Raw genomic sequence first — 14429 nt, 5'->3', positions numbered from 1 at the left:
CATGACCACCGCACGTGCACTCTCGGACTTCATGAACGGCCCCGGCGCCGTTGCCTCTGTGCGGTTGACCCGCGTGCGCGGGTCTTCTCCGCGCACTGCGGGGACGGAGATGTTCGTGCGCGCGGATGCACTGTGGGGCACGATTGGCGGCGGTCAGCTGGAACATCTGGCTATCGAGGCGGCGCGCAAACTTTTGTCCGAAGGCAACTTGTCACAACATATGGACGTGCCTTTGGGGCCAGAGATTGGCCAGTGCTGCGGCGGTCGGGTCGAACTGGTGATCTCGCGCCTTGGCAACACCGACAAGGAAGACGCAATTGTTGCAGTAAAACAGGACGAAGCCGCACGACCGACCGTATTCGTTCTGGGCGCGGGCCATGTTGGGCGCGCGCTGGCCGATCTGCTGCAGCATATGCCCGTGCGCACCGTGCTGGTGGACCAGCGTGAAGGTGAACTGGCCCAGTCCAACGCGCAGGTGGAAAAACGCCTGAGCGTGATCCCCGAGGTGGATGTGCAAAACGCGCCCGCAGGTAGCGCCTTTGTCGTGCTGACCCATGACCACGGGCTTGATTTTCTGCTGGCCTCGGCGGCGCTGCAACGCGGGGATGCAACCTATGTCGGGCTGATCGGCTCGGACACGAAACGCGCCAAGTTTGCCAGCTGGTGCAAAGACCACTGCGATGGATTGTCCATCGCACCCTTGATCTGCCCCATCGGGGCAGGCGGTAGCCGCGACAAGCGGCCGCCCGTGATCGCCGCGCAGGTCGCGGCCGAAGTGATCACGGCACTGACCTCTGAAACTACCGCAACTCCCCACTTCGGGGGCACTGTTTCGCAGATCGCGGCTCAGTGAGAAAACGCCGGGTTTTGTCGCGTCGAGGAGGAGGCGGCAGGGCATCGGTTTGCTTATGGAGGTCCCAATGAGGGATGGTAGCTATACCTACAAGCTGTTTCATCGCAGCGACTTCAGCGCATTCTGGGCGCTGTTTACAGACAACCTGATCAACCTGATGGTGCTGGCCGGCGTGTGTCAGTTCGTCTTTCAGATGCCAGCCGAGATCGTCTATGGCCGGATCGTGCCGGGCGCGGCGGTTGCCATTCTGGCAGGCATCGCCGTTTATGTCGGGCTGGCCAAACGGGCCGCAGCCCAGCATGGGCGGGACGTGACCGCCCTGCCCTATGGCATCTCGACCCCGGTCATGTTCGTCTATCTTTTTGGCGTGATCGGGCCGATCTATTGGTCGACCAATGATCCGGTTCTGGCCTGGCAAGTCGGCATTGGTGCGGGGTTCATGGGCGGCATCGTCGCCGCACTCGGCGCGGTGATCGGGCCGTGGCTCAAACGGGTGACACCGCGTGCTGGCATGTTGGGGACGCTGTGTGGCATCGCGCTGGTGTTCATCGGGACCGTGCCTCTGGCCACCGTGTTCGAAAACCCGTTCATCGGCTTTGCCTCGATGATCATCATCCTTTGGGGCCTCGTGGGCCGGTTCCGCCTGCCCTACAACATCCCCGCCGGTCTTTTGGCGCTCATCGTCGGGACCGTTGTCGCCTTTGCCATTGGCGAAGCAAAACTCAGCATCGAAGGGGTCGGGTTCTATCCACCGCTGCCGTATCTCGGCGACCTGATGGCGGGTATTCAGTACCTCTTTGCCAACCCGGAACTGTTCCTCGTTCTGGTGCCGGTGCAGATCTACAACTTCATCGAAACCATGAACAACGTCGAAAGCGCCGAGGCGGCGGGCGACCATTACCCGGTCGCGACCTGCCAGATCACGGACGGGCTTGGAACCATGGTGGGTGCGGTCTTTGGCTCGCCCTTCCCGACCACCGCCTATATCGGGCATCCGGCCTATAAACGCATGGGCGCGCATGCGGGCTATGTCATCGGCGTTGGAGTTGTGATCCCGGCGGCGGCCTTCCTTGGTCTGTTGGCGTTCCTCAACAATCTGATCCCCGTGGCAGCTGCTGCGCCGGTTCTGGTGTTCGTGGCCCTGAGCCTGATCACCAACACGGCCCACTCGGTTAAGACCGACCACATGGCCGCAGTTACCATCGCGATGATGCCGCATGTATCGTCCTTCCTGATGGTCAAGTGGGGATCGCTCATGGGGGCGCTTGGTGCCGTCGGGGTTGCGGGTCTGCCGCAACTGGGGGATCCGGCCCTCACCGCCGCACTGTTGCAGCAGGGCGCGCATTTCGAAGGGCACCTGGCCTTGTCTCAGGGCGCGATCCTCACCGGGTTGATCTGGGGCGCCATCGTGGCCAGCGTGATCGACGGACGGTTCCGCAATGCGGGTGGCTTTGCCCTTGCCGCGGCTGTCATGTCGGCCTTAGGCATCATCCACGGCGCGAGCCTGCACTGGCCCGAGCTGAGCGGCGTATCAGCAGGCTACCTGATCGCGGCGGCGTTCCTCTACATCTACCCGCTCTTCCACAAGGAAGATGATCTGGTGAATGAAAACGCCGTGGTGGAAGAGGTGCCGACGCTGCCCGCAGAATAACTGTTCGTCTCCCCGAACAGACAAGGCGCGGGCCGGACCGTCTCCCCGGTTCCGGCCCGCGCTTCCCTTTCAATGACACAGCTTTCAGACTGGACCCGCTCATGACACAGACGGATCAATACACGCTTTTGCGTGGCCGCATTCTGGATTTCCACGCCGCGCCGCAGGATGAGACAGACACCGAGGCCTATCGCTATATCGAGGATGGCGCGATCCTGTTGTCGGGTGGCAAGATCAAGGCCGCCGGAGCGTTCGCGGCGATTGCCGCCCTTGCCCCCGACGCTCCGATCACTGACCACCGCCCCAACCTTTTGATGGCGGGCTTTATCGACACCCATGTGCATTTTCCGCAGGTGCAGGTCATCGCCTCGTGGGGCGCGCAGCTTCTCGACTGGCTCAACAGTTACACTTTGCCCGAAGAGACCCGTTTTGCGGACCCGGCCCATGGCGCCGCCATGGCGGGGCAGTTTCTTGACCTTCTGACCAGCCACGGCACCACCACCGCAGTGGCCTATTGCTCGGTGCATCCCGCATCGGTGGATGCCTATTTCACCGAGGCCGCCCAGCGCAACATGTGCATGATCGGCGGCAAGGTGATGATGGACCGCAATGCACCCGAGGCGCTGACCGACACGCCGCAATCAAGCTATGACGACAGCAAGGCGCTGATTGCGAAATGGCATGGAAAGGGGCGCGCGCAGTATGCGATCACGCCGCGTTTCGCCATCACCTCGACGCCGGAACAGCTTAAGATGGCGGGTGCGTTGGTCGCAGAGCATCCCGACTGTTTTGTGCAAACGCATCTCAGTGAAAACCATGACGAGATCGCCTATACCGCAGAGCTTTATCCGGGTGCGCCGGATTATCTGGGCGTTTACGAAAACTACGGGCTGCTGACACCCAAGATGCTTTTGGGCCATTCGATCCACCTTACTCCGCGCGAGATCGACGTACTGGCCGAGACGCAGGCCAAGCCGGTGTTTTGCCCGACCTCGAACCTGTTTCTGGGCAGTGGTCTGTTTGATGATGCGGGCTTGCGCGGGCGCGGCATTCAGAACGCGATTGCCACCGACATCGGTGCGGGCACCAGCTATTCGATGCTGCAAACGCTGAACGAAGGCTACAAGGTGCTACAGCTACAGAACCAGAAACTGCACCCCCTGCGCGCATTTCACTGGATCACGCGGGGCAATGCCGAGGTCCTGGGTCTTGCGGACCGGATCGGGACACTGGCCGACGGATCAGACGCCGATATCGTGGTCTTGAATGCGCGCGCTACGCCCGCCATGGCGCTTCGGATGCAGCGGGCAAAAACCCTGTCGGAAGAATTGTTCATCCTTCAGATGCTGGGCGATGATCGCGCGATTGAAGAGACCTATGTGGCGGGCGTGCCGCAAAAACAGACAGGCGTCGGCGCCGTTCTGGACGCGGTTCAGGCGGCCCTGGAAATGGCCTGAGGCTGTGCGACCTTGGTCGGCTGGTGCCAATCTCAGGCGTCAGCCGACAAACAAACGGCCAAGGAAGATGGCGCTCATGCCATAGCCGATGATGATCACGATGATGCGGACCACCGAGGCAGGCACGGCCTTGGCAATCCAAGCGCCGCCATAGCCACCTAGCACTGCGAACACCATCATCAGCACCGCCATCGGCCACACGACCAGCCCGGCAACGGCAAAGGTGGCAACCGAAATGGCCGAGAGGGCAAAAGACAAGCCGTTCTTGACACCGTTCATCAGGTGAATGTCGCGCCAGCCCCACATGGCGAACAGCGCCAGCAAAACGATGCCAAGCCCGCCGTTGAAATAGCCGCCATAGACGCTGACCAGAAAAAGTCCGAGCGCGCCTTCGGGTTTCAGAGCACGCGATCTGCGTTCCGCCCAAGCGCGTAGTTTGCCGCCCAATAGGAAAGCCGTGGTGGCAAAGAACAACAGGAACGGGACGATGAGCGAAAACGCCTCGTTCGAAGACACCAGTAGAAGCAAGGATCCGGTCAGACCGCCAGCAAGGGTGATCGCCGTCAGGCGGATCATTTGCGCGCGTGAGAGGGTTTTGAGTTCCGAAAGGAACCCGATGGCGCCGCCGAGATAGCCAGGAAACACCGATACGGCGCTGGTGGCATTGGCCGCGACGGGCGGCACCCCGGCCCAGACAAGCGCCGGAAAGGTCAGGAATGTGCCTCCGCCTGCGATGGTGTTGACGGCACCGGCCCCAAACCCTGCCAACGCCAGCACAACAATTTCCAGAACGCTCATCTTCATCCCCTTTGAAGAGAAAAGCGGCGTGGGGACCACGCCGCTTTCCATTCTTTTCAGACCGCGTCAGGCGGTTGTCAATGCATCCGCCCCTCAGACGTGATCGTCATGGGGCAGTGAACCTTTGGAATGGCCCGACATTCCGCCCGACACTTCCTCGGTTGCTTCGTCGGAGAGTTCTTCGGGCAGGATCAGGTTCAAGACGATGGCAATCAGTGCCGCTGGCAGGATGCCCGAGGTGGCCAGCACCTTGATCGTGCTTGGCAGGTGCTGCAACGCGCCCGGCTCGAGCTGAAGACCCAGCCCCAGTGAAAGGGAGATCGCGAAGATCACCATGTTGCGGCGGTTCCAGTGCACGTCCGAGAGCATCGAGATACCTGCGGCCGCGACCATACCGAACATTACGATCACACCGCCACCCAGAACCTCGATCGGAATTGACGAGATCACCGCGCCGATCTTGGGGACAAGCCCGGCAAGGATCAGAAAGAGTGCGCCGATGGTCACGACCCCCCGGCTCATCACGCCGGTCATGGCGATCAGGCCGACATTCTGGCTGAACGAGGTGTTGGGCAGCGCACCGAAGAGGCCCGAGATCGCGGTGCCGAACCCGTCGGCAAAGGTTGCGCCCTGAATTTCGGTGTCGGTGGCTTCGCGACCCGCGCCGCCCTTGGTAATCCCCGACACGTCGCCCACGGTTTCCACCGCCGAGACAAAGGACATCAGGCAGAATCCGATGATGGCGGCCACCGAAAACTCAAGGCCGAAGTGCAGCGGGTTGGGCAGCGCAAAAGACGCCGCGCGGCCCACATTGGCAAGGCTGACCTCACCCATGACAAAGGCAAAGATATAGCCCACGATCAGCCCGATCAGCACCGCCGAGACCGACAGCATGCCCTTGGCAAAGAACTTGAGGCCCAGTGTCACGAATATCACGATCAGCGCCATGGTCCAGTTGATGAGCGAGCCGTATTCGGGTTTGCCGATGGCAGGCACACCGCCCGCGGCATATTGGATACCGACCTTGACCAGCGCCAGACCGATCATCGTCACCACAAGGCCCGTCACCAGCGGCGGCAGCGCAAAGCGGATTTTGCCGATGAAGATGCCGAGGAAGGCGTGGAACAGGCCGCCGACCAGGATGCCGCCCATCAGAACCGCAATCGCGTCCACCCCTTTGCCCGCAACCAGCGGGATCATGATCGGGATAAAGGCAAAGGATGTGCCCTGAACGATGGGTAGGCGCGCGCCAACCGGGCCGATCCCCACTGTCTGAAACAGGGTGGCGATGCCCGCAAAAAACATCGACATCTGGATCATGTAGATCATCTGCGGAAAATCCGGGCTGTTCGAGCCGAACCCGAACCCGGCAGCGCCACACACGATAATGGCGGGCGTCACGTTCGAAACGAACATGGCCAGCACGTGTTGGATTCCAAGCGGAATCGCCTTGGCAATGGGTGGTGTATAATTCGGATCGCGCAGCTGTTCCGGCGTCCCGATTGATGCATCAGCCATAATGTGTCTCCCCACTAGCTGTTGTTGGGGCCACCTCTCCTCCCTGGTGGCCCTTGGCTTCTAATCCGCCACCACCGTGAAGGGGGTGTCGAACCAGAATTCTTCCAAGTTGGCCCCAACGCCGATCCGATCGACCACGGCAAACAGCCCCGATCCCTTGATCGGTGCCAGGACTCCGTGCCACGTGTTGCGGGCAAAGTTGATGGCCTGACCGGGGGACGTGATGAACGCGCGGGGTGTTCCTGGGCCGTTGCCTGTATCTTCGGCAACAATGACCAGAAATGCCTCCATGCTCATCGGAATGAATGCCTGTGATCCGTCCGGGTGCCGCTCCATCATATCGAGTTGATAGGGCAGGCCGCGCAGTTCGGCCTGAAACAGGCTGATGCCCGCGCGCCCCTCGACGAAATCCAGTGTGGCGCGGTCGTGATAGCGCCCGCAAAGCCCTTGGTTGATGAGTTTGTCGGGGGCGCCCGACGTGTCGAGCACCTCGCCAAAAGGTGCAAACGCCTCTTGGGTCAGCGGCTCGATGCGGATGTGCCGTGTCATGCGCCTAGCTTGTCCTGAAGGCGCAACTCGGCGATGCGTTCGACCTGACGGCAGGCTTCGGCGAATTCGGTGGCGCGGTCATTGTTGATCCGGCGCTTGAAAGCCTCGGTGATGGTTGCCTTGGTGTTGTCGCGCACGGCGATGATGAAGGGAAAGCCGAACTTCGCGACATAGGCACTGTTCAATTCGGTGAACATGGCACGTTCTTCGTCAGTTAGCGCATCCAAGCCCACGGACGCCTGCTCAGCGGTCGAATCGGCCGTCAAACGCTTGGCCTCGGCCAGCTTTCCGGCAAGGTCCGGGTGGGCCACCAGTACGCCAAGGCGTTGCTCTTCGCTGGCCGACCGGAACACGCGGGCCAAGGCGTTGTGCACACCGGCAGCCGTGTCATGGGTCGGCCCCAGTTCAAGCTCAAAGGCCCCTTCGGCAATCCACGGGCTGTGTTCAAAGATACCGCCAAACTCGGACACAAAAGTCTGTTTGTCCATTTCGGAGGGGCGCGTTGTCTGCATGGGGGGATGTTCCTTGGCCCAATGATCGGCGATCTCTTCACGGGTCGCGAACCAGACACCTTCATGTTTGTTGAAATGATCGAGCACACGCTTGAGCGCAGCGGCCCGGCCCGGACGCCCGATCAGGCGGCAGTGCAACCCGATCGAGAGCATCTTGGGCGCACCCGCCTGCCCTTCGGCATAGAGCATGTCAAAGCTGTCCTTGAGATAGCTTTCGAACTGATCGCCGTTGGTATAGCCCGCCTGAATGGCAAAGCGCATGTCGTTGCAATCCATCGCATACGGCACGATCAACTGGTCCTTGCCCCCGGCCTTGACCCAATAGGGCAGATCGTCGGCATAGCTGTCGGCGATATAGGCAAAAGCGCCCTCTTCGGCGGCCAGATCGACCGTGTTCATGGAACAGCGCCCGGTGTACCAGCCGCGTGGCGCCGCACCTGTGACTTCGGTATGCAGCCGGATGGCCTCGCGGATCTGTGCACGTTCCTCGTCGGGCGTCATGTCCTTGTGTTCGATCCACTTCAGGCCATGACTGGCGATTTCCCAGCCTGCGGCCTTCATCGCGGCGACCTGTTCGGGCGCGCGGGCCAGCGCTGTGGCGACACCGTAAACCGTGAGTGGTGTGTCTTTAAGCAAACGGTGCACCCGCCAGAACCCGGCCCGCGCGCCGTATTCATAGATGGACTCCATGTTCCAATGCCGCTGCCCCGGCCAAGGCTGCGCACCGGTGATCTCGGACAGGAACGCCTCGGACGCGGGATCGCCGTGCAATACGTTGTTCTCGCCGCCCTCTTCGTAGTTCAGAACAATCTGAACGGCGATCCGGGCGCCACCCGGCCAGTTTGCCGCCGGAATGTTGGCCCCATACCCGGTCAGATCTCGTGGATATCTATTCAACGCGTGTTCCTCTGATTTTGATGCTTGATATACCAAACAATGTCGGTAGTTTTTCAAAAAAAATAATAAAGAGCCTTTGGGCAGTCCGACTTTGCCTCGATGCGGGCAACCGGACTAGAAGGTGCCAAACAATCAGGAGATAGTGCCATGTCCGGTTATCTGACCACCCATGTTCTCGATACCGCGCGCGGATGCCCGGCGGAAGGTCTCAAGATCGAGCTCTACCGGATCAACGGCGACACGCGCAGCCACCTCAAGACGCTTGTGACCAATGACGACGGGCGTACCGATGAACAGATCCTTCCGGCGTCCGAGTTCGAGTTGGGCGAATATGAGCTGATCTTCTACGCAGGCGCCTATCTTGACGCCTCGGATACGCCGCCCGAAGATCCGCGGTTCCTCGACATAATCCCGATCCGGTTCGGCATGTCCGAGGCCTCGCATTACCATGTGCCGCTGTTGCTCTCGCCCTTCGGATATTCGACCTACCGGGGCAGCTAAGAAGGCTTTGGCGTGACGCGCACAGCCTTCGCGATGCGCTCGATCATGAATTCCATGAACAGCCGGGTTTTCGGGTCCTGCATCCTGCGATGCGTAAACAGGCACGCCATCTGGATCGGTTCAGGTGGCGTTTCGACCGCGACGGGCACCAGTGTCCCGGCATTGAGGTGTTCGATCACTTCAAAAACCGGCTTCATCGCAACCCCGTGACCCGCCAGGGCCCAGTCCGTCAACACATCCCCATCATCTGATTCATAGCGCCCCGACACCCGAAAACGGCGCGGGCCACCAGGCGTCGAGAGGCGCCACTGGAACTCGGTCGCGCCCGGAAAGCGCAGGCTCAGGCATTCGTGATTGTCCGCGACAAGCGCGTCGCCGTTGGCAGGCATACCACGCGCGGCGATATAGGCGGGCGAAGCGCAGAGTACCCGCTCAACGTCGGCAATCTTTCGGATTCTGAGGTTGCTGTCCTCGGGCTGACCCAGAAAAAAGGACAGATCGAGCCCCTCGGTGGTGAGGTCAACATTCCGGTCGGTCAAGCGCAGGCGCATGTTGACTTCGGGATATTGTTTCAGGAAATCAGGAACTTGCGGAGCGATAAGCCGCCTCCCCACCCCCAAGGGCGCGGCCACATAGAGCGCCCCCTTGAGATTTTCGGTGATGTTGACGATCTGCGCCTCGGCCCGCTCGACCGATTCTAGGATTTCGGTTGCGCCGCGATAAAACGACTTGCCCTGTTCAGTCGGGGCAAGGCTGCGGGTGGTGCGTTGGAACAAGCGCACCCCAAGATGTTCTTCAAGCTGTGAAATTCTGGACGAAGTGACCGCAGGAGAGACACGCAGGTCCCGCCCGGCGGCAGACATGCTGCCAAGCTCGTAGACACGGACAAAGGTGCGGATATTATCGAAATAGGACATTGTTTCGCTTTTTTTGATACTGCTTGGCTTTTGACGGCAATACCAGAATAAAGGCCGCTCGAATAGTGTGTTCGAAAGTTCGAATCTTGGGAGACCCGCCATGTATGATCTGGCAATTCTATGGGACTGGATCGCGTTTTCGGTCCGCTGGCTGCATGTCATCACCGCGATGGCATGGATTGGCGCGTCCTTCTATTTCATCGCGCTCGACCTGATGCTGAAGCCCGCAGCGCATCTGCCCAAAGGGGCCTATGGCGAAGAGTGGGAAGTGCATGGTGGCGGATTTTATCACACGGTGAAATACCTTGTTGCGCCAGCCGAGATGCCCGAGCACCTGACCTGGCACAAATGGCAGAGCTATACGACATGGCTCTCTGGTGCGGCGCTTCTCATGATCGTCTACTGGGTCGGCGGCGAACTGTTCCTGCTTGATCCGACCAAGGCGGACCTGTCGCTCTGGCAGGGTATCCTGATCTCGGGCGGTTCTCTGACAATCGGCTGGCTGGCCTATGATTTCATGTGCAAATCCAAGCTGAGTGAGCAACCTACCCTGTTGATGCTGCTGCTTTTTGTGATCCTCGTGATCATGTCATGGGGCTATAACCAGATCTTTACGGGCCGCGCGGCGCTGCTGCATCTCGGAGCTTTCACGGCGACGATCATGACCGCCAATGTGTTCTTCCAGATCATGCCGAACCAGCGCATCGTCGTGGATGATCTCAAGAACGGGCGCACGCCGGATGCCAAGTACGGCAAGATCGCCAAGGTTCGCTCAACGCACAACAACTACCTCACGCTGCCGGTCGTATTCCTGATGTTGTCCAACCATTACCCGCTTGCGTTTGCGACCGAGTACGCCTGGATCATTGCCAGCCTGATTTTCCTTACCGGTGTCACGATCCGTCACTACTTCAACACCATGCACAAGACCGGCAAGGGGCCGAACTGGACCTGGGCGGTAACGGTTTTGCTGATGGTTGTGATTGCCTGGCTGTCCACAGTGTCCAGCATGGAAACCTACGAAGAATCCGAGGCCCGCGCCCTGACGCCCTATGAGCAGAAATACGCGTCGGCAGAGAGTTTTGAAGACGCGTATTATGCCGTGACCGGCAATTGTTCGATGTGTCATGCGCGCGAACCGTCCTGGGAGGGTCTGCATTGGCCTCCCAAGGGCGTGGTGCTGGAAACAGAGGCCGATGTCGCACGCCACGCAGAGCAGATATATCTGCAAGCCGGGCGCACCCACGCCATGCCCCCGCCGAACGCGTTCGAGATGGACCTCGAGGCCCGCCAGTTGATCGTCGCGTGGGTACAGGAAGTTCGCGGCAAGTAACTTGCCACGTGCTTCTCTGTAGTGCCAGTCGACTGACTTCCAGCGTTTCCACGAGGCGTTCCTTTTTCGATTCTGGCTTTTCCAATGTCTCGATGTCTGACGTCAGCGCTTATGGGACCCAGTAGGGCTGTTTGCTAAGAGAGGGATTGTTGCTCATCTTAGCCACCGAAGAGTGGACGATGAGAAATACAACAAACAGCCTTCTGACCTGCCACGCGGCAAGCCTGATCCGCTTCCATACAGAGAGACACTGCGAAAGCTTGGTGTCTCGGCTCAGTACGCATGCGCCTTCGAAGATTCCGCTTCGAGTAGGCACGAACGTCGGCTTTGCGCCTGCCGCACCGCGGCGTTGCAATAGCCTCAGAAGGTCAGCTAAGGGCCGCGAGTCACTTCTTAAAAGGTAAGTCTCTCCAACTGACGGACAGAGCTCTCCGTTTCGGACTCGGATGTTCCTTTACGGTCGGCGACCTGTCGCGCTTTTGCCACGGTTCGATTTGCATTTACTTGCTTCCAGAGTGCTTCCAGTGCGCTGCCTGCAAAGGAAATGACCTGCCCCCCGAAACTTCCCTCGTTGTGATGTAGAGTTTGCTCAACCTTTCGAAGGAGCAAACGCATGCGAAAGAGCCGTTTCACGGAAGCCCAGATCATCGGGATGATCAAAGAACAGGAAGCCGGAATGCCGACAGCGGAGGTGTGCCGCAAGCACGGTCTCAGCCAGGGCACGTTCTACAAATACAAGTCGAAGTACGGCGGCATGGAGGTGTCGGACGTCGCGAAGCTGAAGGCGATGGAAGATGAGAATGCCAGGCTCAAACGCCTGCTGGCTGATACGATGCTGGACAATGCTGTACTGAAGGATCTTCTGGGAAAGAACTGACGACGCCGAATGAGCGGCGAGAGGCAGCGCTGAAGGCGATGCGGGATCACGACATCTCGCAACGCCGGGCCTGCCGACTTGTCGGTGTCGATCCGAAGACAGTCCGGCGTGAACGCCCGCCGGATAATCCTGAGATACGCAAGGAGATGAAAGCGGTTGCAGCCAAGCGCCGCCGGTTTGGCTACCGGCGGATCGGGGTGATGCTGGAACGCAAAGGGATGATCATGAACCACAAGAAGCTGTATCGGCTGTACACGGAGGAGAAGCTGGGCGTCAGGCGGCGACGGGGCCGCAAACGGGCCCGTGGCTCCCGGACACCGATGCCAGAAGCTCTGAGGCCTGGTGAACGCTGGTCACTGGACTTCCTGTCCGACACGTTCGGGGCCTCGCGCCGGTTCCGAATTCTGGCGGTGAACGATGATTGTTGCCGTGAGAACCTGTGCCTGATGGCTGATACAAGCATCTCGGGCGCCCGCGTGGCGCGGGAACTGGATGCGCTGGTCAGGCTCTATGGCAAACCGGTTAGCATTGTCTCTGACAACGGCACCGAGTTCACCAGCCGGGTGATCCTGAAATGGGCGAACGAGAACGATGTCGACTGGCACTACATCGCCCCGGGCAAGCCGCAGCAGAACGCCTTCATCGAAAGCTTCAACGGTAGCCTGCGCGACGAGCTACTGAACGAAGAGATGTTCGATAATCTGGACGATGCTCGCCGAAAGCTGGCGCTCTGGCGATACGACTACAACAACGTAAGGCCGCACTCGTCGCTCGGCAACAAAACACCCGCAGAAGCGCGTCGAGCGCTTGAGCAATTTGAGGGCTCCGCGCCCGACGCGCTTGCCCAAACCGAAACCGAGGAATATGAAAACCAGACCCGCAAACTCTCGTTATGAATGAGGGAGCCTCGGGGGGCAGGTCAGAAACCGCCCCGCGATCGCGAGGGGTAGGATATTGTTTTGTATTGGTAATTTTGGTTGCGGGGGTAGGATTTGAACCTACGACCTTCAGGTTATGAGCCTGACGAGCTACCGGGCTGCTCCACCCCGCGACAGGCGGCTATTGGGGCCGCATGGCCTCATGCAAGAACGGTAGAGGCCTGGTATCATCGTTTGAGAGATACGTTAAGGGAAGTCGTTTACTAGGTTTGGCGATGACCTACTCTCCCACACCTTAAGATGCAGTACCATCGGCGCTACGGTGCTTAACGGCCGGGTTCGGGATGGGACCGGGTGTTTCACTCGCGCTATGATCACCAAACCGAGTAAACGGCTTCGCTTAATTTCGCCTTTCGGCGTGTCCAAGTCACGTACGTCAGTGTTTTGTGTATGCTTTTGATTTCCAGTCTGTCTTTTACTGGATCAAATCAAGCCTATCGGGCAATTAGTACCGGTCAACTGAATGCATTGCTGCACTTACATCTCCGGCCTATCGACGAGGTGGTCTACCTCGGCCCTCAGGGATACCTTGTTTTGAGGGGGGCTTCCCGCTTAGATGCCTTCAGCGGTTATCCTGTCCGATCATAGCTACCCTGCACTGCTGCTGGCGCAACAACAGGTCCACCAGTGGATCGTTCACCCCGGTCCTCTCGTACTAGGGGCAACTCCTCTCAAGTATCCTACACCCACGGCAGATAGGGACCGAACTGTCTCACGACGTTCTAAACCCAGCTCACGTACCTCTTTAAACGGCGAACAGCCGTACCCTTGGGACCTGCTCCAGCCCCAGGATGAGATGAGCCGACATCGAGGTGCCAAACACTGCCGTCGATATGGACTCTTGGGCAGTATCAGCCTGTTATCCCCGGCGTACCTTTTATCCGTTGAGCGATGGCCCTCCCACTTGGGACCACCGGATCACTATGGCCGTCTTTCGACTCTGCTCGACTTGTCAGTCTCGCAGTCAGGCTGGCTTCTGCCATTGCACTCAACGAGCGATTTCCGACCGCTCTGAGCCAACCTTCGCGCGCCTCCGTTACGCTTTAGGAGGCGACCGCCCCAGTCAAACTACCCGCCACGCAGGGTCCCGGATCCGGATAACGGACCGCGGTTAGACATCAAGCAGAATAAGGGTGGTATCTCAAGGGAGGCTCCACCGGAACTGGCGTCCCGGTTTCAAAGCCCACCACCTATCCTGCACATATTGTGCCTGATGCCAGTGCGAAGCTGTAGTAAAGGTGCACGGGGTCTTTCCGTCTAACCGCGGGAAGCCTGCATCTTGACAGGCAATTCAATTTCGCTGAGTCGATGTTGGAGACAGCGGGGAAGTCGTTACGCCATTCGTGCAGGTCGGAACTTACCCGACAAGGAATTTCGCTACCTTAGGACCGTTATAGTTACGGCCGCCGTTTACCTGGGCTTCAATTCAGAGCTCTCACCCCTCCTTTTAACCTTCAGGCACCGGGCAGGCGTCAGACCCTATACGTCGTCTTGCGACTTCGCAGAGCCCTGTGTTTTTAGTAAACAGTCGCCACCCCCTGGTTTGTGCCCCCAGCCAATACTTGCGTAGAAACTGGGCCTCCTTCTCGCGAACTTACGGAGGTATTTTGCCGAGTTCCTTCAACATC

11 protein-coding genes, 1 tRNA gene and 2 rRNA genes (1 of these 14 cut by a window edge) are annotated in these 14429 nt (G+C 59.5%); 6 read left to right on the top strand and 8 right to left on the bottom strand.

Going from position 1 to position 14429, the window contains the following annotated elements; genetic code table 11:
- The first annotated feature begins 1 nt into the window (after nucleotide 1).
- The 3 genes from xdhC to guaD all read left to right on the top strand — a co-directional run bounded on the left by xdhC (nucleotide 2) and on the right by guaD (nucleotide 3961).
- On the top strand, nucleotides 2-853 hold the full coding sequence (gene xdhC, locus ACS3QZ_RS15765) for a xanthine dehydrogenase accessory protein XdhC (protein ID WP_456038696.1): 852 nt from the start codon (nucleotides 2-4) through the stop codon (nucleotides 851-853).
- Nucleotides 854-920: 67 nt separating this feature from the next.
- The gene (locus ACS3QZ_RS15760; protein WP_456038695.1) at nucleotides 921-2504 is read left to right on the top strand and encodes a xanthine/uracil/vitamin C permease; all 1584 of its coding nucleotides are present in this window, start codon (nucleotides 921-923) and stop codon (nucleotides 2502-2504) included.
- Nucleotides 2505-2605: 101 nt separating this feature from the next.
- The gene (guaD, locus tag ACS3QZ_RS15755; RefSeq protein ID WP_456038694.1) at nucleotides 2606-3961 is read left to right on the top strand and encodes a guanine deaminase; all 1356 of its coding nucleotides are present in this window, start codon (nucleotides 2606-2608) and stop codon (nucleotides 3959-3961) included.
- Between the two features lie 39 nt (nucleotides 3962-4000).
- On the opposite strand, the gene ACS3QZ_RS15750 is transcribed toward guaD, so the two are convergent.
- The 4 genes from ACS3QZ_RS15750 to puuE all read right to left on the bottom strand — a co-directional run bounded on the left by ACS3QZ_RS15750 (nucleotide 4001) and on the right by puuE (nucleotide 8235).
- Complete coding sequence (locus ACS3QZ_RS15750; RefSeq protein ID WP_456038693.1) at nucleotides 4001-4759, bottom strand: sulfite exporter TauE/SafE family protein; 759 nt, start codon at nucleotides 4757-4759, stop codon at nucleotides 4001-4003.
- A 93-nt stretch (nucleotides 4760-4852) separates the two neighbouring features.
- The gene (locus tag ACS3QZ_RS15745) at nucleotides 4853-6277 is read right to left on the bottom strand and encodes a uracil-xanthine permease family protein (RefSeq protein WP_456038692.1); all 1425 of its coding nucleotides are present in this window, start codon (nucleotides 6275-6277) and stop codon (nucleotides 4853-4855) included.
- 60 nt (nucleotides 6278-6337) lie between these two features.
- Nucleotides 6338-6826 (bottom strand): ureidoglycolate lyase, encoded by a 489-nt coding sequence (locus tag ACS3QZ_RS15740; protein WP_456038691.1) that lies wholly within the window; start codon nucleotides 6824-6826, stop codon nucleotides 6338-6340.
- Entirely contained in the window at nucleotides 6823-8235 is a 1413-nt protein-coding gene (puuE, locus tag ACS3QZ_RS15735; RefSeq protein WP_456038690.1) for an allantoinase PuuE, read from the bottom strand. Before puuE ends, ACS3QZ_RS15740 begins: the two co-directional genes overlap by 4 nt.
- A gap of 147 nt (nucleotides 8236-8382) precedes the next feature.
- Between puuE and uraH the strand changes: the two genes are divergently transcribed.
- Nucleotides 8383-8736 (top strand): hydroxyisourate hydrolase, encoded by a 354-nt coding sequence (gene uraH, locus ACS3QZ_RS15730; RefSeq protein WP_456038689.1) that lies wholly within the window; start codon nucleotides 8383-8385, stop codon nucleotides 8734-8736.
- On the opposite strand, the gene ACS3QZ_RS15725 is transcribed toward uraH, so the two are convergent.
- A complete protein-coding gene (locus ACS3QZ_RS15725; RefSeq protein WP_456038688.1) occupies nucleotides 8733-9653 on the bottom strand; it encodes a LysR family transcriptional regulator in 921 nt (306 codons plus the stop codon). The genes uraH and ACS3QZ_RS15725 overlap by 4 nt on opposite strands.
- A gap of 100 nt (nucleotides 9654-9753) precedes the next feature.
- Between ACS3QZ_RS15725 and ACS3QZ_RS15720 the strand changes: the two genes are divergently transcribed.
- Both ACS3QZ_RS15720 and ACS3QZ_RS15715 read left to right on the top strand, forming a co-directional pair.
- Nucleotides 9754-10986, top strand: coding sequence for a urate hydroxylase PuuD (locus ACS3QZ_RS15720; RefSeq protein ID WP_456038687.1), 1233 nt, complete (start codon nucleotides 9754-9756; stop codon nucleotides 10984-10986).
- Nucleotides 10987-11599: 613 nt separating this feature from the next.
- Nucleotides 11600-12759 (top strand): IS3 family transposase gene (locus ACS3QZ_RS15715; RefSeq protein WP_456038686.1). Its coding sequence is split into 2 segments (ribosomal slippage): nucleotides 11600-11849 and nucleotides 11849-12759, totalling 1161 coding nucleotides; the frame shifts between segments, so codons are not numbered across the junction.
- Between the two features lie 78 nt (nucleotides 12760-12837).
- Here ACS3QZ_RS15715 and ACS3QZ_RS15710 read toward each other — a convergent pair.
- The 3 genes from ACS3QZ_RS15710 to ACS3QZ_RS15700 form a co-directional block, all read right to left on the bottom strand.
- Nucleotides 12838-12914: transfer RNA gene (locus tag ACS3QZ_RS15710), tRNA-Met, on the bottom strand.
- A 94-nt stretch (nucleotides 12915-13008) separates the two neighbouring features.
- Nucleotides 13009-13123, bottom strand: a 5S ribosomal RNA gene (rrf, locus tag ACS3QZ_RS15705).
- Nucleotides 13124-13225: 102 nt separating this feature from the next.
- A 23S ribosomal RNA gene (locus ACS3QZ_RS15700) occupies nucleotides 13226-14429 on the bottom strand; it runs 1625 nt beyond the window's last position.

Source organism: Shimia sp. W99 (assembly GCF_053851455.3).
The sequence above is the reverse complement of the archived record's forward strand: the minus strand, read 5'-3'. Positions and strand labels throughout refer to the sequence as shown.

Bases quoted from the DNA above. Each gene is read 5' to 3' on its own strand.
- xdhC (WP_456038696.1), top strand. From the start codon at position 2: ATGACCACCGCACGTGCACTCTCGGACTTCATGAACGGCCCCGGCGCC.
- ACS3QZ_RS15760 (WP_456038695.1), top strand. From the start codon at position 921: ATGAGGGATGGTAGCTATACCTACAAGCTGTTTCATCGCAGCGACTTC.
- guaD (WP_456038694.1), top strand. From the start codon at position 2,606: ATGACACAGACGGATCAATACACGCTTTTGCGTGGCCGCATTCTGGAT.
- ACS3QZ_RS15750 (WP_456038693.1), bottom strand. From the start codon at position 4,759: ATGAGCGTTCTGGAAATTGTTGTGCTGGCGTTGGCAGGGTTTGGGGCC.
- ACS3QZ_RS15745 (WP_456038692.1), bottom strand. From the start codon at position 6,277: ATGGCTGATGCATCAATCGGGACGCCGGAACAGCTGCGCGATCCGAAT.
- ACS3QZ_RS15740 (WP_456038691.1), bottom strand. From the start codon at position 6,826: ATGACACGGCACATCCGCATCGAGCCGCTGACCCAAGAGGCGTTTGCA.
- uraH (WP_456038689.1), top strand. From the start codon at position 8,383: ATGTCCGGTTATCTGACCACCCATGTTCTCGATACCGCGCGCGGATGC.
- ACS3QZ_RS15725 (WP_456038688.1), bottom strand. From the start codon at position 9,653: ATGTCCTATTTCGATAATATCCGCACCTTTGTCCGTGTCTACGAGCTT.
- ACS3QZ_RS15720 (WP_456038687.1), top strand. From the start codon at position 9,754: ATGTATGATCTGGCAATTCTATGGGACTGGATCGCGTTTTCGGTCCGC.